This is a genomic window from Spirillospora sp. NPDC029432 (genome assembly GCF_040703975.1).
Lineage (GTDB): Bacteria > Actinomycetota > Actinomycetes > Streptosporangiales > Streptosporangiaceae > Spirillospora.
Window position 1 is genome coordinate 18,641 of the sequence record NZ_JBEZWH010000050.1, and the last position, 20,599, is coordinate 39,239.

The following is a 20,599-nucleotide window of genomic DNA, read 5'->3' on the forward strand; positions in this document are numbered from 1 at the left end:
CCCCCGTGTCGCGCGGCGCTGCCTAGACCACGTTCACGGCTGGAACGTGTCGAGGACATTGTTCACGGTCCGCTGGTATTGATTCCACTGGCCCGCCGGAACCGCGACCAGCACCGCGAACGGGCGGCCGCCCGCGATCACCCCGCGGTCGACGGCCCGGAACCTGCTCCAGGTGAACTCGATGTCGGCGGCGGGCCGCTGGCCGACCCTGGTCCTGCGCAGGTCGATGCGCCGGTATCCGGCGAGCGAGCCCTTCGCCCGCACCTCCCGGTCCCACTGCGTCCAGTGGGCGTACGGGTCGCCGGTCCAGAACGTGCGGTCGACCTGGACGTAGGCGTCGGAGTCCGGATCCAGCCACAGCGTGCTGTTGCCCTGCTCCTTGCGGGTCCAGTGGGCGGGCACCCCGATCGAGTACCCGTGGACGCGCACGCGCGTGAACCCCGGCGGCAGCAGGGTCGTGGCGGGCGCGGCGCCCGCCGGGCTCTTCACGGGTCCCCCGCCCGTGCCGCCCTGGCCCGGGGACCGCTGCCCCGGGGCAGTCTTGGCGGCGTCGAACGGGCCGCCCCCGCCGCCGTCGTCCCCGGACCAGAAGACCACCAGCCCGGCGACCACCGTGACCGCGGCCGCGGCGGCCGCCGCCACCAGCATGATCACCGCGGGCGAGCGGCGCTTCCCGGGCGCCGTGCCGGGCGCAGTCCGGCCGTCGTACGGGCCCATGCCGTCGTGGGTGGGCAGGTCCGGGACGGGCACCCCGGTCGTCCGCTCCATCGCCGCCGCCTCCAGCGGCGCCGGCGTGGGCGTGGGTGTGGGTGTCGGCGTCGGGCCCATCGTCGTACCGGCCGTGCCGGCCGTGCCGGCCGTGCCCGCGATCCCGGCCATGCCCGCCGCGGACGGCACGGGACTCCCCGCCATGACCGCGGCCAGCATCTCCTCGGCCTGCTCGGCCCGGAGCCGGTCGACCGGATCGCGCCGCAGCAGCCCGTACAGGACGGGGCCGAGCGGCCCCGCGTTGCGCGGCGGCGGCGGATCCAGCGTCATCACCGCGGCGAGCACCGCCATCGCCTCGGACCGGTGGTGCGGCGGCTTGCCCTCGCACGCCGCGTACAGCGTCGAGCCCAGCGCCCACAGGTCCGACGCCGGGATCGCGCGCTCGCCCTTCAGCCGCTCGGGCGCCATGTACGCGGGCGACCCCATCAGCAGCCCGGTCTGGGTGAGCGTCGCGTCGCCCTCGACCTGGGCGATGCCGAAGTCGGTGAGGATCGCGCGGTCGTCGTCGGTGAGCAGCACGTTGGCGGGCTTCACGTCGCGGTGCAGGATGCCGATCGCGTGCGCGGCGCGCAGCGCGCCGACGACCTGCCGGCCGATCGCCGCGACCCGGCCCGGCGGCAGCGGCCCGTCCTGGTCCAGGACCTCCTGGACGGACCGGGCGCGGACCAGCTCCATGACGATCCACGGGCGGTCGTCCTCGTCCACGACATCGTGTACGGTCACGACGCCCGGATGGTTCAGCCGGGCCGACGCGCGGGCCTCGCGCAGCGTGCGCCGGTGCCGGTCGGCGCGCTCCTCGTCGCTCAGCTCGTGGCGGAGCAGGACCTCCTTGACCGCGACCTCGCGGCCGAGCATCTCGTCCCGGGCCCGCCAGACGGTCCCCATTCCGCCGCGCCCGACGACCGACAGGAGGCGGTAGCGGCCAGCAAGCAGGCGCTCATGCGCCGATTCGTCCCCGTCCGACATGTATGGCGACCTTATCTGGTTGGGCGTCAGTCGCGTGGCTTGAAGAACCGGTAGACCGGGTCCATCCGGGCGAGCGTCGCATCCCAGTCCTTGTCGGGAGCGACGAGCACGATGGCGTAACCGGTGTCGTTCATGACGAAGCCCCGGTTCAGCGCGTGCAGCCGCTGGCCGCTCCCGTTGTAGGTCCACTCCCAGTCGGCGGCGTCGTCGCCGTCGGGGTCGCTGACCGGCTCGCCCTCCTTCACGGGGCGGATGCCGATCAGCTCGTAACCGCTGAACCGGCCGCGCGCCTGGGGCTCGTAGTTCTCCCAGTCCTCCAGCGCGCTGTCGTTGGGGTCGTCGGTCTGGTCGACCTGGATGTAGCCGGGCCCGCTCGGCGGCTCGAAGAACACGCTGCTCGGCGAGGAGCCGCGCTTCTTGGGCCCTTCCCAGTCCTTCGGGATCGCGATGGAGAACCCGCTGGAGTCCTTGTGCACGCGGAAGTCCGCCGGGACCACCGGGCTCGGCGTACCGCTCGGCGACGGGGACGCCGACGTCGCGGGCGGCGACTTCGGCTCCGGCGAGGAGCTCGCGCCGCGCGTGCCGCCCTCCTTCTCATCGCCGCCGTTGGCCAGCGCGAACCCGACGACGGCGACGAGCAGCACCACGACGATCGCCGCGACGACGAGCACGTTGCGGTTGTCGGCCAGCGTGGACCGCCCGGAGCCCCCGCCGACGGACGCGGGCGGGCGGCCGGCGGGCTCGGTGGGCGGGCCGGGGCGCCACGCCATGGCGCTCGCGGGCTCCCTGGCCGTACGCGAGGGGTCGTCGTCCCGCGCCGCGGTCACGGCCTTCGTCCGGCCGTTGCCGGCCTCGCCGCCGTCCGCCGCGGCGGGCGCCGGCGCTTCGTAGGACTCGGCGTACGCCTCGTCCGCATACGCCTGGTCGGCGTAGGTCTGATCGGCGTAGCTCTGGTCGGCGTACCCGTCGCGCACCGTCCGCTCTGCCTCGGCCTCGGCCGGCTCGCCGGAGGCCGGCGGCGGCGCCTCCCCCTGCTCGGGGAGCGGCTCGTCCATCGGGAACTGGACGGCCATCGTGCGCTGCGTGTCGAACGTCTCCTGGCGGACGATGTCGTCGAGCAGGATCCCGGCCTCGATGGCGTCCATCCGCTGGTCGGGGTCCTTGCGCAGCAGCCCGCGGATGACCGGGGCGAGCTTGCCGGCGTTCTCCGGCGGATCGGGGTCCTCGGAGATGACGGCGACCAGCGCCGCCATCGGCTCGGACCGCTCGAAGGGGGACTTGCCGTGCGTCATCGAGTACAGCGTGACGCCGAGCGACCACAGGTCGGAGGCGGGCCCGGCGGTGCGGCCGCGGGCGCGCTCGGGAGCGATGTAGGCGGGCGAGCCCATGACCAGGCCCGTCTGGGTGAGCGTGGCGTCGCCGGCGGCGGTGGCGATGCCGAAGTCGGTGAGGACGGCGCGGTCGCCCCGGGTGACCAGCACGTTGCTGGGCTTGACGTCGCGGTGCAGGACGCCGGCCTCGTGCGCGGCGTGCAGCGCGGCCAGCATCTGGCGGCCGATCTCGGCGGCGCGCCGGATCTCCAGCGGCCCCTCCTGCTTGATCACCTGATCCAGGGACCGGGCGTGGATGAGCTCCATGATGATCCACGGCCGCCCGTCCTCCTCCACGACGTCGTACACGGTGACGACGCCGGGGTGGCCGAGGCGCGCCGCCGTGCGCGCCTCGCGGAACGTGCGCTTGTGGTGGACCGAGCGTTCCTCATCGGTGAGACCATGCGGCAGGATGACCTCTTTCACCGCAACGTCACGACCGAGGACCTCATCGTGAGCCTGCCAGACCGTACCCATACCGCCGCGGCCGACCTGGGTGACCAGTCGGTAACGGTGGGCGAGCAACCGCTCACCGGAGGTCTCATTAGGCATATCCGCGACCATATCGACTTTTGCTGACAATCTTGGACGGCCTTCGTGGGGAAGATGATGCGCGCGAGGACGGAGCCTCCCGTCGGGGGTCTGTCCCGTATGACATTGTCCCCCCTGTGGCGGCGTCCCCTACCCGTAGGACGCCCGACGTGTCGCGCCGGTTCGCGGCGCGGGCTGCGAGTGAGCGACAGAAGTGTGGACGAACGTGACGACATCTGGCACCGCCGGTAAGGCGCCCGTTCCGAGCGGCGCGCCCGCGGGCGCCTGGCGAGGGCTCATCCAGTCGGTACCGACGATCTTCTTCTGGTACACCCGGCTGTCGGGCATCCTGTCCATCCTGGCCTGGCTGTCCTCCGACCTCATCCTGGAGGTCGCCGACATCTGGGCGCTGCGCTGGATCTACTACCTCGGGTTCACCGCGAGCGTCCCGTTCGGGTTCCTGCTGATCCTGCTGTCGATGGGCGTGCGGCGGCGCAAGAAGGCCGCCTGGCGGATCCTGGTCCTGCTGTTCGGGCTGTACTCGACCACGTCCACGCTGCTCCTGATCGCGCTCATCCTGGACCCGGACGAGCCCACGCCGATCGGCGAGTGCATCACCACCGCCGTGTTCCTGGCGGTGCTCGGGCTCATCATCGCGGCGCGCGGCGAGTTCACCACGCTGCCCGACCGCGCCAACCGGCGCGTCGCGGCGATCGTGTTCGCCGGCCTGGTCGTCGTCAGCGGGTGCGTCGGCACGCTCCTGGTCACGCTCACCGACCAGAACCCGGCCGGCGGGTTCTGGAGCGACCCCTGGTACGTGGCGCTGCAGACGGTGCTGGGCGCGGGCGTCACCGGCGAGCCGCTGGACGTGAAGGTGCCCGGCTGGGTCGACGTCATCATCGGCGTGCTCGGCACCGGGCTGCTGATCGTGACGTTCTGGGCGCTGTTCCGGCCCGGCCGGCGGGACGCGATCCTGGACGCCGACGAGGAGCTCGCCGCGCGCACCCTGCTGGCCGAGTACGGCGACCAGGACTCCCTCGGCTACTTCGCGCTGCGCCGCGACAAGGACGTCATCGTCGCCCCGAACGGCAAGGCCGCCATCGCCTACCGGGTCGAGGGCTCGGTGTCGCTGGCCAGCGGCGACCCGCTCGGCGACCCCGAGTCGTGGGACCAGGCGATCGCCGCCTGGCTCGAAGAGTGCCGCGCGCACGCCTGGATCCCGGGCGCGGTCAGCGTCGGCGAGCGCGCCGCGCACATCTACCGGCGGCACGGCTTCGACGCGTTCGAGCTGGGCGACGAGGCGATCATCGACCTGACCGACTTCAACCTCGACGGCCGCGAGATGCGCCAGGTCAGGCAGGCGGTACGGCGGGTGGAGCGGGCCGGCTACACGGTCCGGATCCGGCGCCACGCGCAGATCGCCGGCTGGGAGATGGCCAAGCTGATCCGCAGCGCGGACGCCTGGCGCGGCGAGGAGACCGAGCGCGGCTTCTCGATGGCGCTCGGCCGGCTCGGCGACCCGACCGACGGCCGCTGCGTCATGGTCGAGGCGTTCGACGCCGAGGGCGAGCTGCGCGGGCTGCTCAGCTTCGTCCCGTGGGGCCGTACGGGCCTGTCCCTGGACCTGATGCGGCGCGACCGCGGCGCCGAGAACGGCCTGAACGAGTTCATGGTCGCCAAGCTGGCCGAGAAGGCCGCGACGGTCGGCGCCCAGCAGCTCTCGCTGAACTTCGCGATGCTGCGCGCGGCGTTCGAGCGCGGCTCGCAGATCGGCGCCGGGCCGGTCGCGCGGCTGTACTACCACTTCCTGTCGTTCGCCTCCCGGTTCTGGCAGCTGGAGTCGCTCTACCTGGCGAACGCCAAGTACAACCCCGACTGGCGGCCGCGCTTCATCTGCTACCAGCAGAGCCGCGACATCATCCGGCTCGGCCTCGCCTACGCCAAGGCCGAGGGCTTCCTGCCGAGCCTCAGCCGCCCCCGGCTGGACCGCGCCGCGCGGACGCAGCCCTCGCCCGCCCTGGTCACCAGGATCCAGGAGATCGAGGACGCGGCGGACGCGGCCCGCGCGCCGCAGCGGCGGCTGTCGGAGCAGGAGCGGGTCCGGCACGCCAAGCTCGACCAGATCCGCGCCGCGGGGATGGAACCGTACCCCCTGGGCTTCGACCGTACCGACTACGCGGCCGCGATCCGCGAGCGCTTCCCCGATCTGGCACCGGACTCGCACACCGGCGCGGACGTCGCGATCGCCGGGCGTGTCGTGCTCGCCCGCGAGCACGGCCGGCTCATCTTCGTGACGCTGCGCGACGAGACCGGCGACCTCCAGGTCATGCTGACGGCCGACGCGCTCGGCGCGGACTCGCTGCGGACCTGGAAGACGCTGATCGACCTCGGCGACCAGGTCGGCGTCGCCGGCGAGGTGGTGACCTCACGTACGGGTGAGCTCTCCGTTCTCGCGGGCTCCTGGAAACTCACCGCCAAGTGCCTGCACCCGCTGCCGAACAAGAGCACCGGCCTCGCCGACCCCGAGGCGCGGGTCCGGCAGCGGTACGTCGACTACATCGTCAACGACGAGGCCCGCCGGATGCTGCGGATGCGCGGCGACGCGGTGGCCGCCGTCCGGGACGTGCTGCGCGAGCGGCACTACCTGGAGGTCGAGACGCCGATGCTCCAGCCGATCCACGGCGGTGCCACCGCCCGCCCGTTCACGACCCGTATGAACGCGTACAACATGCAGCTCTACCTGCGGATCGCGCCGGAGCTGTACCTCAAGCGGCTGCTGGTCGGCGGCGTCGGCAAGGTCTTCGAGCTGAACCGCAACTTCCGCAACGAGGGCGTGTCGCACAAGCACAACCCCGAGTTCACGATGCTGGAGGCGTACGAGCCGTACGGCAACTACGACACGATGGCCGCGCTCACCCGCGACCTCGTGATCGCCGCCGCCCGTGCCGCGCTCGGCACCACGGTGGTCGTCCGGGACGGCGTCGAGTACGACCTGGCCGAGCCGTGGCGCGAGATCACCGTGTACGGGTCGGTGTCGGAGGCCCTCGGCGAGGACCTCACCCCCGACACTCCGATCGGGACGGTGCGGGCCGCCGCCGAACGGGCCGGGCTGAACGCCGATCCGGCCTGGGGGCAGGGGCGCCTCGTCCAGGAGCTGTTCGAGGCCCTCGTGGAGGAGGAGCTGAAGGCGCCGACGTTCGTGCGCGACTACCCGGCCGAGACCTCGCCGCTCACCCGCCCGCACCGCAAGGACCCGCGGCTGGCGGAGAAGTGGGACCTCATCGTCTTCGGCCTGGAGCTGGGCACCGCGTACTCCGAGCTCATCGACCCGATCCTGCAGCGGCGGCGGCTGACCGAGCAGTCGCTCCAGGCGGCGGGCGGCGACCCGGAGGCGATGGAGCTGGACGAGGACTTCCTGCGGGCGCTGGAGTACGCGATGCCGCCGGCGGGCGGGATGGGCATGGGCATCGACCGGCTGCTGATCACGCTGACCGGCCGCAGCATCCGCGAGACGGTGCCGTTCCCGCTGGTCCGCCCGGGCTCCTGAGCCCGCGCTACAGGAAGTGGGGCCGGGAGCGGAAGCCGTGCGCCGCGAGCCACTGCCGCGCCCGGCCGCGCCGCTCCTCCTCGGCGAACTCGGCAGACCCGGACGCTTCGGCGGATCCGGCCGGGCCCTGCGGCCAGAACATCAGCCAGCGGCGCGGCTCGTCGCCCACCGCGATGTCGGGCCCGATGTCGCCGGTGCGCAGATCGACGACCTGCGCGCCCTCGGCCGGGTCGGCGTCCATCAGCAGCCCGAGCATGCTCAGCTCCACCGGCGCGTCCGCCAGCTCCGGCGGCTCGCCCGCCAGCGCGCCGGCCAGCTCGGCCGCCAGCTCCGCGTCGCCGGCCAGGCCGCGCCCGGTCAGCTCCGCCGCGCACTCGCGAGCGAGCCGCACCGCGCCGGCCGCGCCGGGCCCGTCCCGTTCCAGGGCCGCGACCAGGACGTCGCCGGCGTACTGGAGCACCGGACCGAGCGGCCGGTCCGCCAGCAGCGGCAGCCCGGCCGCCGGATCCCGCCGGTACGCGGCGGCGCGCAGCAGCGCCAGCGCGTCCTCGTCCCATTCGGCCACATGTCGTATATACAGAACGCGGGTGACAGCCGGGGCCGGAACGTCAGGCCGGCGGGCGCCGGTCCTCCACGTGGACGACCGTGAGCTCGCGCCCGTCCCGGTCCCGCTTGGAGCGGCCGAGCAGGCCGACCCGCAGCTCGTCCGGGTCCTCGACCTCGCCGGGGGCGACGTAGGTGAGCACGTCGGCGTGGTGGCCGTACACGACCCAGCCGGGCGCGTCGTCCAGGTCGATGGTGCCGAAGTCGGCGGCCGGCGTCCCCGCCGCGACCGGCCCGTACTCCCGCAGGATCGCGACCGCCTGCGCGGCCAGATCGCCCTCCGGCGCCATGAGGACGACGCAGGTGCCGTGCTCGAACGCCACCCACGACTTCTCCTCGCCGAGGATGACCGCGCGCCAGATCTCGACGATTTCCGCTGCCTGCATGAAGCGATGATGCCGTGCTCCGTGTCCACTTGCGGGCACTTTCCCGCCATCCGAAACTCGCGCAGGTCAGCGGCCTTTGCCTGCCGCCATGAGAGTCAGCCCTCGGCGCGGTACGCCTCCACGGCGTAGCGGATCCGGGCTCCCGCCAGCAGTTCCTCGTCCGGCGGGCAGTCGAGGAGCCGGCGCACCAGCTCCACGAGCTGGTCGTCGGTGAGGTCCGGGTCGCTCTCGGCGGCGCGGCGGACCAGCCCGATCAGCTCCGGGCGCTTGTACGTGGCGATGGACCGGCCGGGCCGGAACTCCGGCGCGGGCGCGGGCGCCGGAGCCGGGGCCGGGGCGTCCGCGGCGGGTTCGGGGTCGGACTCGGGGGCGGGCTCGTCCGGTTCCGCGGGGTCGAGGAGGACGCCGAAGAGCGTCGCGGTGGGGGCGAAGCCGAGTCCGGCGGGGACCGGCCCGTCCGGTACGGGCAGGTCCCGGCCGCGCGATCCCAGCAGGATCGCGCGGGGGGCCGACCACAGCACGAACAGCGCCTCCGCCCCGGTGTCGCCGTCCACGATCACGACGTCGAACGCGTCCGGGCGCCGCGGGACGGCGCCGGGGAGCCGCCCCCACGGGACGATCATCGCGGGCACGGCGTCGGCCGGGGCGGTGACCGCGAGCCGGTCCAGCGCCGCGCCCCAGGCCCGCTCCGCCGCGAGCCGCGCGGCGGCCTCCGCCGCCCGCTCTTGGGCCGCGCCGGCGTCCGCGCGGAGCCGCTCCTCGGCGTCCGAGCGCGGCAGCGCCGCCAGCGCCGCCGCGGCCCGCGCCCAGGCCCACGCCTCGTCCCAGTGCCCGGCCCGGGCGGCCCACGCCTCGTCGCCGGCGGTGGCGGCCATCAGCTCGGCCAGCTCGGGGTGCGCGGCGTGCACGCGGCCGAGGAGGCGCTCGCATCTGAGCTGGAAGGCGCGCTCGTGCCGCGCCTCCGCCAGATCGCGCAGGGAGCGGCCGTACGCGTCGGCGTCCCGGGCGTCGATCGCGGCGAGCGCGGCGTGCAGCTCGGGCGGGTCGTCCTCGCCGGCGCCGTCGGCTCCGTCGGCTCCGTCGTGGGAGCCGATCGAGTCGCGCAGCGCGGCCAGGTCGGCTGCGGCGCGGTTCACGGCGAGGCCGAGGACGGCGTTCTCCAGGGCCGCCGCGTACCCGTGCCACTGCACCGGATGCGTCGGCTGGAGCCCCAGCCCGGAGCGGGCGAGCAGCTCGGCGGTCTCCTCGATCGCGGGCAGCGCCTCGCGGACGCGGGCGAGGCGGGCGTGCGCGCGGACGAACCGGGCGATCCGGTCCTCCAGTGGCACGTCCGCCGGGAACGAGACGCCGGCCGCCTCCCAGACGTACTGGAGCTCCTGGCACGCGATCCGCACCATGAGGTGGCTGAACAGGACGCCGAGCCGTGCCGCGTCGGCGGGCGGGCGGCCGCCGACCGTGATGCCGTGCAGGAGCGGCTCGGTCTGGCGCTGCGTGGCGGAGCGGAGCGGGCCGCGCTTCCAGGAGCCGCCCTCGTCCAGGTAGTGGCGCAGCTGCCGGACGGCGTCGGCCAGCCGCCGCAGGTCGTGCTCGCCGGGCGGCATCCGGACCTGCTCGCCGGCCTGCGCGCGCAGCGCCCGGTCGGCCCACTGCGCCTGGGCGCCCATCTCGGCGACGCGCTCCCAGACGGCGGGGCGGCGCCGGGCGAGGGCGTCGGTGAACGCGAGGACGGCGTGGTCGGCCGGGTCCCAGCCGCCCGGATGGCCCTCCAGGCCCAGATCGCGCAGCGCGGCGTCCACCGCGCCGGCGCAGGCGTCGAGGCGGGCGAGCAGGCGCACGTCGCACTGGCGCAGCCGCCGGGACAGGTCGGTCTCGGTGCCGGCGGCGCGGGCCGCGGCCGCCGCCTCCGTCTCGATCAGCGTCCGGACGTACGCCGGGCTCGGCAGGGTGGCGGGATCGAGGTCGCGCCGCGCGGCCCGCGCCCGCCGTTCCGGCGTCTCCTCGGCCAGCAGCCGGACCAGCTCGGCCGCCTCGCCGCCGCTGATCGGGGCGGTCTCGTCCAGCCCGGGGCGCGGCGGCAGCCAGCCGTACTCCTCGCCCTCTTCGCGCAGCCGCCGGTCGAGGTCGCCGCGCGGGCCCTCGTAGCCGCCGCCCAGGTCGTGGACGCCGGCGCCCTCCGTCCCGGCCAGCCGCTCGCGGGCCTCGGCGGCGGCCGCACGGGCGGCGGCCTCCGCGCGTTCCAGCTCGGCGATCCGCTCCCGGTGGGCGGGCGGATCGTGGCCGCCGGCGCGTTCGAGCAGCGCGGCGGCGGCCCGCGCGGTCGCGTCGGCGCCCGCGCCGGTGACGGCGGCGCACAGCCCCGCGATGCCCGCGGGCAGCGCGGCGTGCAGGTCCGCGGCGGACGCGCCGTCGGCGGTGGCGACCAGGACGCGGCGGCCGCGCGCGAGCATCCCGGCGACCAGCTCGGCGACCGCTCCCGGGCCCGGCTCCTCGACGTGCAGGACGGGCGGCTTCTCCCCCGGCGCGGCGAGCGCGGCCAGCCCGGCCGGCACCGGCTCCTCGTCCAGGAGGGCGCGCAGCCGGTCGCAGTGGCCGGCGACGGCGTCCCGGCCCGGCGGGCGCGCCACGAGCGCGGGGGCGAGCCGCAGCTGCGGTACGGCGGGCATCGGCGCCTGGACGGGCACCCAGTCCTCCCGGTAGGTGACGGCCTCGCTGCGCTCGCCGAACGCGGCCGAGCACCATTTGCGCAGCACGTCCGACACCGACGCGTGCAGGCCGAAGCCCTGCCCGGCGTGGACGGCGTCCCGGATCCAGCCGGTCCCGGCGTCACCGAAGCCGGGGAGGCCGGCGAGGACCTCGCGGTCGCGCGGGACGGTGCGCCCGGCGAGGATCACGTCCAGCCGCCCGGACCGCTCGTCCACCGCGATCCGGACGGGCGTGGACAGCAGATGGTCGCGGACGGCGGGCCCCTCGGGCGGCCGCCACGCGAGCAGGCCGGTGGCCAGCACCAGCTCGGCGCCCTGCGCGGCGGCGCGCTCGGCGGTGTCGCGCAGGGCCCGGTACCAGTGCCGCATGCCGAGCCAGCCGTCGAACTCCTCCAGCACGGCCGGCGGCGACAGCGGGATCACCGGGACGCTGAAGAGGACCTCGCCGGGCCCGGCGTCGGTCTCGACGTAGACCTCGCCGGGCAGCTCGGCCAGCCAGTGCACCGGGTCGTGAGCGGACACGTCGCGGGCGGGCGCGTGCCGGGCGCGGGCCAGCCCGGACAGCCCGGCCAGGAGCCGCCGCACCGCGGCGGCGTCCGCGCCGGGGCCGGGACCCGCGCCCTCGTCCGGCACTGCCGCTCCCTCCCCGGCCGCTCGGAGACACCCTGCAAACGCCGTGCCACGATCTAACACCGTGCGCCGTGCGGGTCCAAGGGTCCCTGGGCGGAAGATCGACCCGTGATGGGCCGGCCGTGGGTCAGTAGGAGCGGGCGGCGTGCCCGTCCTCGTTCGGCAGCATGATCCAGAGCACGAGGTAGGCCACGAACTGCGGCCCGGGCAGGAGGCAGGACAGCAGCGCCAGCAGCCGCACGGTCGTGGCCGACATGCCGAAGCGGCGGCCGAGACCGGCGCAGACACCGGCGATCATGCGTCCCTGACGCGGGCGGTAAAGGCCGTTCATGGTGTGCTTCTCCCCGATTCCTTGTGAAGGATGCGTATTCGCGACCTGCGAACACGTCTTCCACGTTAGGGATCGGGCACCGCCCGCGGATCCCCCGCGCGAGCGGTCTTGGTGCCCTACTCGCGGATTACGGGATGACCCCTAGGGGTTACGGGCGGCGACGAGATCGGGGAGGCTCTCCAGATCGTCCAGGACGAACGTGCACTCCGCCAGCGCCGCCGGGTCGTCGAGGATGAACCCCCACGGGCCGCGGCGCAGGAACGCCGCCTGCATCCCGAACGCGAGCGCGGGCCGCACGTCGTTGTCGACGCGGTCCCCCACGTACAGGATCTCCCCCGCGGGCACGCCCGCCAGCTCCGCGCAGCGGGCGAAGAACTCCCGCGCGGGCTTCTGCACGCCCCACACGTCGGAGATCCCGACCACGTCGGCCTCCAGGCCGAGCGCCGCGAACTGCTCGCCCGCCTCCACCGGCTGGTTGCCGGCGACGCCGACGTAGAGGCCCTGGGAGCGCAGCCGCGCCAGGCAGGGCGCCGCGTCCGGGTAGAGGTCGGCCGGCCCGAACCCGTTCGGCACCCCCGCCTCGGCCCGTCTGCGCTGCTCCTTCTCCAGGTCGAAGCCGGGACGGAAGTACTCCAGCAGGTCCATGTGGGTGCCGCCGGTGGCGAGGATCGAGCCGAGCTTGGTGAGGAACGTGTGCCGCGGCACGCCGAGCCAGTCCGCCCACCGGCCGTAGATCTCGGCCTCGTTGATCAGGGTCTCGCCGATGTCGAAGAAGACCGCGCGGATCGGGCCGTGCGGTACGGCGCCCGTCCCGGCCGTCACAGCTCGACCGACTCGCCCGGCTTGAGGCGGCGGAACTCCTTGCCGAGCTGCTTGCCGGCGTTGCCCACCGCGGTCTCCATGACGCCGAGGCCGTTGTCGTTCAGGAGCCCGTCGTGGATGACGAACGCGCGCTCGGGCCGCACCTCGCGGGTGTAGAGGAACAGCTCCGGGACCTTCAGCCACGGCGCGTTCCCGGGCAGGCACAGCGTCCGGACGGGCTCGCTCGGAACGGTCAGCGCGTCCCCCGGGTGGAAGACCTCGCCGTCGACCAGGAAACCGGTGTTCGGGATCGGCGGGACGTCGGGGTGCAGGATCTCGTGGTCCTCGCCGTAGACGTGGACGTCGAAGCCGGCGACGGTGACCGCGTCCTCGTGCCCGACCTGGTGGACGCGCCCGCCGAGGTCGGCGAGGTTCTCGGCGACGACGCGGGACGTCCACACCTCCAGCGCCGGGTTCTCCGCCATCGCCTTGCGCAGCCGGTCGGGGTCGAAGTGGTCGAAGTGCTCATGCGTGATCAGGACCGCGTCGGCGCCGTCGAGGGCGTCCCCCTCGGGGGTGAACGCCCCGGGGTCGATGACCAGGGTGCGGTCGTCCTTCTGGAGCCGTACGCAGGCGTGTCCGAGCTTGGTAAGACGCATGCGCCGATCTTTTCACGCCGCCGCCGGGCCCGGTCACCGGGAAGGCCATTGACCGCCGCCCGGCCCGTTGATAGAACACGTTTCACTTTTGAGTCCCGGGCCCCGGCCGCCGCGCGCGGCCGTCCACCCCATCCCGGCGACGCGAGGAGGCGGCCATGCCCGTTCCCGACCAGCGCGATCCGGACCTCACCCTGCGCAGCCTGACCGGCTGGCTGGAGGGGCGCCTGCCCGGCGCCCGCATCCCCATGCTGGAGACCCCGACCACGAGCGGCTTCTCCAGCGAGACCCTGCTGTTCGACGTGGCCTGGACGGGCCCCGAACCGGACGGCCCGCACGAGCACAGGGACCCGTGCGTCGCACGGGTCGCCCCGAGCCGCTACCAGATCTTCCCCGAGCCGCGCTTCGAGGAGCAGTACCGCCTGATGCGGATCCTCGACGAGCGCACCGACATCCCCGTACCGCCGATCCGCTGGTACGAGCCGTCCCCCGAGCCGCTCGGCGCCCCGTTCTTCGTGATGGGCCGGGTCGAGGGCCGGGTGCCGACCGACATGCCGCCGTACCACATGGACGGCTGGGTCACCGAGGTCCCGCCGGCGGAGCGGGCGGCGATGTGGTGGTCGACCCTCGGCATCCTGGCCCGCATCCACCGGCTCGACCCCGAGGAGCTCGGGCTCGGCTTCCTGGACCAGCCCAAGTGGGGCGCCCCGGGGCTGGAGCAGCGCCTCGCGTACTACGAGCACTACCTGCACTGGGCGTACGACGGCCCGCAGGAGACGGCGCTGAAGGCGCTCGCGTGGCTGAAGGCCAACCGCCCGGAGGAGCCGCCCGGCCCGCCGCGCCTCCTCTGGGGCGACGCGCGCATCGGGAACGTCATCTTCCGGGAGGGCGTGCCCGCGGCCGTCCTCGACTGGGAGAACGCCGTGCTGGGCGCCCCCGAGGAGGACCTCGCCTGGTTCATGTTCCTGGACCGGCACCACTCCGAGGGTGTCGGCGCGGAACGGCTGGACGGCTTCCCGCCGTACACCGAGACCGTCGAGCGGTACGAGGCCATGCTCGGCCGCCCGGTGGCGGACCTGGACTACTACGAGATCCTCTCCGGCTTCAAGTTCACGGTCATCATGGCCCGGATCGGGCAGGCGATGATCGACTTCGGCTGGATCGAGCCGGACAGCGAGTTCCCGTACGACAACAACGCCAGCCGCCTGCTCGCCACGATCCTCGAAGGGGACCGCACGTGACGCTCTCGCCGCTCGACGACTACCCCATCCACCAGGCGCCGGAGGTCATGCGGCACGTCACCACCTCCGACCGCAACTTCTACGACCGGTACTACTTCAACCTGCACGGCCGCTCCGACGAGCTGATGCTGATCATCGGGATCGGCCAGTACCCGAACCTCGGCGTGATGGACGGCTTCGCGGTGCTGCGGCGCGGCCCGGCGCACAAGGTCGTCCGCGCCTCGCGGGAGCTGGGGAACGACCGGATGGACACGCGGGTGGGACCGTTCCGGGTGGAGGTCCTGGAGGGGCTCAAGCGGCTCCGGGTCGTCCTGGAGGAGAACGAGCACGGGCTGGCGTTCGACCTCGTCTGGGAGGGCGCGATCCCGGCGACGCTGGAGCCGCCGCACTACCTGCGCTGGCAGGAGCGGGTGGTGTTCGACTCGCGGCGGCTGGCGCAGACCGGCCGCTGGACGGGCTCGATCACGGTGGACGGCGAGCGCATCGAGATCACCCCTGACCGCTGGTGGGGATCGAGGGACCGGTCCTGGGGTATCCGGCCGGTCGGCGAGCCGGAGCCGCCCGGCATCCAGGTCAAGAACGCCGGAACGTTCTACTGGCTCTACACGCCGATGCAGTTCGAGGACCACTCGATCCTCTGCATCCTCCAGGAGGACGAGAAGGGCCGGCGGCTGCTGGAGGAGGCCGTGCGCGTCTGGGCGGACGAGTCGCGCGAGCCCGAGTACCTCGGCCGCCCCGAGTACCACCCGGTCTACGTGGACGGCACGCGCGAGGTCTCGACGGCGACGATCGTGTTCAGCCCGCCGGGCGGCCGGCCGTTCGGGGTGCGGGCGACGCCGATCCTGCCCGTCCACATGATGGTCGGCACCGGGTACGGGCTGGAGCCCGACTGGAAGCACGGGATGTACCAGGGGCCCGACACGAAGGTGCAGGGCGTCTCGTACGACACCCGCAAGGAGGAGGACGCGGCCCGGATGTGGGGCATGGTCGACGCCGTGGCCCGCTACGAGTACCTGGACGGCGCCGCGCCGACGGAGCACGGGACGGGGCACGGGCTGTACGAGTACTGGGCCCTGGGCCCGCACCCGACGTTCAAGGACTGAGCCGGCCGCGGCCGCCGCGCGTCAGCGGGCGGCGGCCATGATCATCGCCGCGACGGCGAACCCGAAGGCCACCGTGGTCAGCACGAGGAAGGCGGCGACCACCGCGCAGGCCAGGCCGCGCGGCTGGTCGCGCCATCCGGGGCCGTAGTGGTCGCGCGCCTGGCGGTCCAGCTCCTCCCGCGACGGCCCGGCCTCGCCGGGCTCTCCGGGGTCGGGGGCGGGGTCGGTCGTCACGGCGCCCAGTCTTCCAAAACCTCGGCCGGAAAGGGCAAGGCCGGGGCCGCCCGCGGAACGGGCGGTCCCCGGCCACCGCCGCCTGGCGCTCCTGGCCGAACGGGGAGTGGGCAGGAACGCGGGCGCGGAACGTCCGGAAGGCGCGGGCCGGTGGCGTCAGACCCCCGCCGGGCCGGGGCCCTCCGCGCCCTCGGCGATGCTGAACGCCACGTCGCCCTGCGGGTCGACCTGGGCGTCGAGGGTCTTGTCGTCGAGGAGTTCGGCGACGGTCGGCTCCAGGTAGACCCGGGCGCCCTCCTCCTCGACGACCTGGTCGCCCGCCTCGGGGGCCGGCGCCACCGACAGCCGGAGCGCGTCCGAGCCGTCGATCCCGGACTCGATGCGGATGCCGGTCTCCGGCGGCATCTCGGGGTTGGCCGTCACGGTACGGATCACCTGGACGGCTCCGCTGGTCAGGGTGAGCACTGTCGGCTCCTTCACGTCTCGGTCGTCAGGTCTCGATCGTTCGCCCCGCGTACCTGGGGTACGGCCGGACGAACCTGTTCGGACCACCGTTTCCGAGATCTTGGCCGGTAAACGTCGATCGCCCGGTTTTCGGGCGGACGGAACGAGCCCGGCGCGCCGACCGCACCGGGCTCGTCCGTCACTCATGTCCCTTTTGCCAGAAAGAGACCGTCAGGCTGAGACGTCAGGCGGAGTCCGCCGCGGGGGCCAGCTCCCGTACCGCGTCGGCGGCCGCCAGCCCGCCGCCGGGGACGATCGCCAGCACCGGCGTGGTGAGGCCGTTGTCGACGTACTCGCGGATCCGGGCCCGGCAGTCGGCCGGCGAGCCGTGCACGATCAGGTCGTCCACCACCTCGTCCGGGATCAGCTCCAGCGCCTTCTTGCGGTCGCCGGCGGCCCACGCCTCGTTCATCGGCGCCAGCGCCTCGCCGCGGCCCAGCCACTCGTGGAACGCCCGGTAGACCGGCACGGTCATGTACGCGGCGATCATCCAGCGGCCGATCGCGCGGGCCTCCTCGGCGTCGGCGGTCGGGCACACGAACAGCCGGGCGATCAGCTCCGGCTCGTCCCCGAGCACGCCGCGGACGGTCGGCACGTCCTTGGGCGCCAGCCAGTTGGTGATCGCGCCGTCGGCCTCGCGGGCGGCGAGCCGGAGCATGCCCTCGCGCAGCGCCGCCAGCACGATCTTCGGCGGCGTCGCGGGGGCCTTCTCCAGCTTGAAGCCCTTGACGGTGAAGGTGTCGTACTCCTCCTTCACCTTCTCCCCCGCCAGCGCCTTGCGCAGGAAGCGGAGCGTGTCGCGGACGCGCTTGTACGGCTCGTCGAACGGGATGCCGTTCCAGCGCTCGACGATCGTGTCGGAGGAGGTCCCGATGCCCAGCACGAACCGGCCCGGGGCGAGGTCGGCGAGGGTGGCGGCCTGCGAGGCGAGCAGCGCCGGGCCGCGGGTGTAGACCGGCACGATCGCCGGTCCGAGCCGCAGCTCCGGCGCCCACTGCGAGGCCAGGGCGAGCGGGGTGAACGCGTCGGTGCCGTTGGTCTCGGCCGACCAGACGTCGGTGTAGCCGAGCGCGGGCAGCCCGGCGACGATCTCGCGGCTCTCGGCGAGCGGTACTCCGGTCAGCGGAACGGTCAGTCCCCAGCGGGTCATCGGTGCTCCTAGGCGATCGAGGGTCGGATGGTGGAGCCGCCGTCGACGATCAGCGTCTGGCCGGTCATCCAGGACGCGGCGTCCCCGGCCAGGAAGACGGCGGCGTGGGCGATGTCCTCGGGCTCGCCGATGCGGCCGAGCGGCATCGTCTTGTTGATCCGCTCCTCGTTCTCCTCCCACAGGGCGCGGGCGAGGGCGGTCCTGACCAGGCCGGGGGCGATGCCGTTCACCCGGACGCCGGGCGACAGCTCCATCGCGAACTGGCGGGTCAGGTGGATGACGGCGGCCTTGGTGGCGTTGTAGTAGCCGATCCCGTGCTCGGTGACGGTGCCGCCGACCGACGCGATGTTGATGATCGAGCCGCCGTTCTCGGCCATCGACGCCTTCCAGGCCAGCTGGGTCCACAGGACCACCGCGAACTGGTTGACCTGGACGGTCTTCTCCGCCGCGGCCGGGCTGATGTCGACCATCGGGCCGAAGTGCGGGCTGGTGCCGGCGTTGTTGACCAGGACGTCCACCGACCCGAACTCGGCCACGGCCGCGTCCACGCAGGCCGCGGCGGCGTCCGGGTCGCCGACGTGCGCGGCCTTGGCCAGCACGCCGGCCTCCGGGTGGGCGGCGCGGATCTCCTCCGCGACCGCGTCGAGCGACTCCTGCTTGCGTGAGGAGAGCACGACGTTGGCGCCCTCCGCCGCGAACGCGGTGGCGATCGCCTTGCCGATGCCCCGGGAGGCCCCGGTGACCAGGGCGGTCCGTCCTTGAAGCCCAGTCCGCATGCGTTCTCCTTAGAATCCGGCTCGGTTGCACTGTACCGAAGTGACTGACGCGTCAGTTAGGAGAGGGCGAGGTTGGATCCGGGAAGCCGCCCGGGACGGGCGTGCACGCGCTCGCGCCGCTGGCCATCGCCCTGTCAGCGGGACTCCGCCTTGATTCAAACAGACGTTAGATTGATAAACTGCGGCCCTTAGATCAAGGGAGGCGCGTTGAGCACCACCAAGGAACGCCGCCCCGCCGTCGAGGGCTGGTTCAGCACCGGCACCGATGTGCGGCTCCTGGGGACGCGGTGCGCGTCCTGCGGCACCCCGTACTTCCCCCGGAACGAGCTGGCCTGCCGCAACCCCGCGTGCGCCGGCCCCAAGGACGGGTCGGAGCTGGAGGAGTACGCGTTCTCCAACCGCGGCCGCATCTGGTCGTACGCCGACTCCCGCTACAAGCCGCCGCCGCCGTACGTCTCGCCCGACCCGTTCGTGCCGTACGCGGTCGCGGCCGTCGAGCTGGAGACCGAGAAGATGGTCGTGCTCGGCCAGGTCGTCCCCGGCGTCGGCACCGCCGACCTGGAGGTCGGCATGGAGGTCGAGCTGACCGAGGGCACCCTGTACGAGGACGACGAGGCCGAGTACACCGTGTGGATGTGGAGGCCCGTCAAGTGAGCGCGAGTGGCCGCGCGGCGGCTGGACTGAAGAGCGCAGGGAGCCTGCGACCGGAGGCGAGGCAATGAGCACGGACATCGCCGTCATCGGTGCCGGAATGCACCCCTGGGGCAAGTGGGGGCGCAACTTCGTCGAGTACGGGCTGGCCGCCGCCCGCGCGGCGCTGGCCGACGCCGGGATGAGCTGGACCGACGTCGACTACGTCGCGGGCGCGGACACGATCCGCAACGGCTACCCGGGCTTCATCTCGGGCGCCACGTTCGCGCAGGCGCTCGGCTGGTCGGGGGCGCGGATCTCCAGCAGCTACGCGGCGTGCGCGTCGGGCGCGCAGGCGATCGACAACGCGCGGGCGCGGATCCTCGCCGGGCTGTGCGACGTGGCGCTGGTCGTCGGCGCGGACGCGGCGCCGAAGGGCTTCTTCAAGCCGGTCGGCGGCGACCGCCCCGACGACCCGGACTGGCTGCGGTTCCGGCTGCTGGGCGCGACGAACCCGATCTACTTCGCGCTGTACGCGCGGCGCCGGATGGCCATGTACGGCGCGACGCTGGACGACTTCGCCGCCGTCAAGGTCAAGAACGCCCGGCACGGCCTCGCCAACCCGAACGCCCGCTACCGCAAGGAGGTGACCCTGGAGGACGTGCGCGAGTCCGCCGTGGTCGCCGACCCGCTGCGGCTGCTGGACATCTGCGCGACCAGCGACGGCGGCGCCGCGCTGGTGCTGTGCTCGGCCGAGTACGCCCGCAAGAGGGGCATCAAGGACCCGGTGCGGATCTCCGGCCTGTCGACGGTCACGCCCACGTTCCCCAAGACCGTGGTGGACCTGCCGGACTTCGCGACCGACTCGGCGATGGCGGTGCCGGCGCCGGAGCAGCCGTTCCGCTCGGCGCTCGCGGCCGCCGCGTACGAGGAGGCCGGCATCGGCCCCGGCGACCTGTCGGTGGCCGAGGTGTACGACCTCTCCACGGCCCTCGAACTCGACTGGTACGAGGACATCGGCCTGTGCGAGCAGGGCGGCGCCGAAGAGCTGCTGCGCTCCGGCGCCACCGCGCTCGGCGGGCGGATCCCGGTCAACCCGTCCGGCGGGCTGGCCTCGTTCGGCGAGGCGATCCCGGCCCAGGCGATCGCGCAGATCTGCGAGCTGACGTGGCAGCTGCGCGGTCAGGCGGAGGGCCGCCAGGTGGACGGTGCCCGCGCGGGCATCGCGGTGAACCAGGGCCTGTTCGGCCACGGTTCGGCGATCATCACCGTCCGCTGACGCGGGCGACTTTCAGGGCCCACGCGACGAGCGGGGCCTGGAGCGGCAGCCGGCCGTACGCGACCGCGCGTTGCGGGAGCGGCCGGCGCCGCCAGTCGTAGGCCATCTGGACGTTGGCCGGGAAGACCCCCACCAGCAGGGCGGCGGTGGCGAGCGCCCCGGCCCGGCGCGTCCTCGGCACCATGATCGCCGCGGCGCACGCCAGCTCGGCGGCGCCGCTGGCGTACGTCCAGGTACGCGGCCTGCCCGGCAGCCGCTCGGGGATGATCGTGTCGTAGGGCCTGGGCGCGACGAAGTGGGTGACCCCGGCGGCCGCCATCAGGCCGGCCAGCGCGTACGCGGGGCGTGTCGAGGAAGGCATGCCGGCACGCTCTCACACCCGCGCCCCGGC

General features: G+C 73.8%; 18 protein-coding genes. 5 read left to right on the forward strand and 13 right to left on the reverse strand.

All coding sequences use genetic code 11. The features are described from left to right. Window positions 1-33: 33 nt before the first annotated feature. Window positions 34-1,734: a serine/threonine-protein kinase gene (locus AB0881_RS30050; protein ID WP_366622248.1), complete on the reverse strand. Its 1,701-nt coding sequence runs from the start codon at window positions 1,732-1,734 to the stop codon at window positions 34-36. 26 nt (window positions 1,735-1,760) lie between these two features. Beyond that, window positions 1,761-3,668, reverse strand: a complete 1,908-nt coding sequence (locus tag AB0881_RS30055) for a serine/threonine-protein kinase (protein WP_366622250.1) — start codon at window positions 3,666-3,668, stop codon at window positions 1,761-1,763. Window positions 3,669-3,861: 193 nt separating this feature from the next. Between AB0881_RS30055 and lysX the strand changes: the two genes are divergently transcribed. After that, window positions 3,862-7,182, forward strand: a complete 3,321-nt coding sequence (gene lysX, locus AB0881_RS30060) for a bifunctional lysylphosphatidylglycerol synthetase/lysine--tRNA ligase LysX (protein ID WP_366622252.1) — start codon at window positions 3,862-3,864, stop codon at window positions 7,180-7,182. A 7-nt stretch (window positions 7,183-7,189) separates the two neighbouring features. Here the strand turns inward: lysX and AB0881_RS30065 are convergent, their stop codons facing one another. From AB0881_RS30065 to AB0881_RS30090, 6 genes are all read right to left on the reverse strand, one after another. After that, window positions 7,190-7,747 (reverse strand): hypothetical protein, encoded by a 558-nt coding sequence (locus AB0881_RS30065; protein WP_366622254.1) that lies wholly within the window; start codon window positions 7,745-7,747, stop codon window positions 7,190-7,192. 43 nt (window positions 7,748-7,790) lie between these two features. Next, on the reverse strand, window positions 7,791-8,171 hold the full coding sequence (locus AB0881_RS30070; protein ID WP_366622256.1) for a hypothetical protein: 381 nt from the start codon (window positions 8,169-8,171) through the stop codon (window positions 7,791-7,793). A 95-nt stretch (window positions 8,172-8,266) separates the two neighbouring features. Beyond that, window positions 8,267-11,506 carry a hypothetical protein gene (locus AB0881_RS30075; RefSeq protein WP_366622258.1) on the reverse strand — a complete coding sequence of 1,080 codons (3,240 nt, stop codon included), beginning with the start codon at window positions 11,504-11,506 and terminating at the stop codon, window positions 8,267-8,269. A 124-nt stretch (window positions 11,507-11,630) separates the two neighbouring features. Next, entirely contained in the window at window positions 11,631-11,834 is a 204-nt protein-coding gene (locus tag AB0881_RS30080; protein ID WP_366622260.1) for a PspC domain-containing protein, read from the reverse strand. Between the two features lie 141 nt (window positions 11,835-11,975). Next, window positions 11,976-12,656, reverse strand: coding sequence for an HAD family hydrolase (locus tag AB0881_RS30085; protein ID WP_366622262.1), 681 nt, complete (start codon window positions 12,654-12,656; stop codon window positions 11,976-11,978). After that, window positions 12,653-13,294: an MBL fold metallo-hydrolase gene (locus tag AB0881_RS30090; RefSeq protein ID WP_366622264.1), complete on the reverse strand. Its 642-nt coding sequence runs from the start codon at window positions 13,292-13,294 to the stop codon at window positions 12,653-12,655. The genes AB0881_RS30085 and AB0881_RS30090 overlap by 4 nt, the downstream gene beginning before the upstream one ends. A 155-nt stretch (window positions 13,295-13,449) precedes the next feature. On the opposite strand from AB0881_RS30090, the gene AB0881_RS30095 reads away from it, so the two are divergent. Both AB0881_RS30095 and AB0881_RS30100 read left to right on the forward strand, forming a co-directional pair. Further along, a complete protein-coding gene (locus tag AB0881_RS30095; protein WP_366622265.1) occupies window positions 13,450-14,532 on the forward strand; it encodes a phosphotransferase family protein in 1,083 nt (360 codons plus the stop codon). After that, entirely contained in the window at window positions 14,529-15,635 is a 1,107-nt protein-coding gene (locus AB0881_RS30100) for a hypothetical protein (RefSeq protein WP_366622267.1), read from the forward strand. Before AB0881_RS30095 ends, AB0881_RS30100 begins: the two co-directional genes overlap by 4 nt. Window positions 15,636-15,656: 21 nt before the next feature. On the opposite strand, the gene AB0881_RS30105 is transcribed toward AB0881_RS30100, so the two are convergent. From AB0881_RS30105 to AB0881_RS30120, 4 genes are all read right to left on the reverse strand, one after another. Then, window positions 15,657-15,869 carry a hypothetical protein gene (locus AB0881_RS30105; RefSeq protein ID WP_366622269.1) on the reverse strand — a complete coding sequence of 71 codons (213 nt, stop codon included), beginning with the start codon at window positions 15,867-15,869 and terminating at the stop codon, window positions 15,657-15,659. A gap of 156 nt (window positions 15,870-16,025) precedes the next feature. After that, complete coding sequence (locus AB0881_RS30110) at window positions 16,026-16,349, reverse strand: Fe-S cluster assembly protein HesB (protein ID WP_366622271.1); 324 nt, start codon at window positions 16,347-16,349, stop codon at window positions 16,026-16,028. A 208-nt stretch (window positions 16,350-16,557) separates the two neighbouring features. Next, window positions 16,558-17,523 (reverse strand): LLM class F420-dependent oxidoreductase, encoded by a 966-nt coding sequence (locus tag AB0881_RS30115; protein ID WP_366622273.1) that lies wholly within the window; start codon window positions 17,521-17,523, stop codon window positions 16,558-16,560. Window positions 17,524-17,531: 8 nt separating this feature from the next. After that, window positions 17,532-18,299 (reverse strand): SDR family oxidoreductase, encoded by a 768-nt coding sequence (locus AB0881_RS30120; protein WP_366622274.1) that lies wholly within the window; start codon window positions 18,297-18,299, stop codon window positions 17,532-17,534. 207 nt (window positions 18,300-18,506) lie between these two features. Between AB0881_RS30120 and AB0881_RS30125 the strand changes: the two genes are divergently transcribed. Both AB0881_RS30125 and AB0881_RS30130 read left to right on the forward strand, forming a co-directional pair. Continuing rightward, on the forward strand, window positions 18,507-18,953 hold the full coding sequence (locus AB0881_RS30125; protein WP_366622276.1) for an OB-fold domain-containing protein: 447 nt from the start codon (window positions 18,507-18,509) through the stop codon (window positions 18,951-18,953). 64 nt (window positions 18,954-19,017) lie between these two features. Further along, the gene (locus AB0881_RS30130; protein ID WP_366622278.1) at window positions 19,018-20,208 is read left to right on the forward strand and encodes a lipid-transfer protein; all 1,191 of its coding nucleotides are present in this window, start codon (window positions 19,018-19,020) and stop codon (window positions 20,206-20,208) included. On the opposite strand, the gene AB0881_RS30135 is transcribed toward AB0881_RS30130, so the two are convergent. After that, complete coding sequence (locus AB0881_RS30135) at window positions 20,195-20,569, reverse strand: MauE/DoxX family redox-associated membrane protein (RefSeq protein WP_366622280.1); 375 nt, start codon at window positions 20,567-20,569, stop codon at window positions 20,195-20,197. The genes AB0881_RS30130 and AB0881_RS30135 overlap by 14 nt on opposite strands. Between the last annotated feature and the right edge of the window lie 30 nt (window positions 20,570-20,599).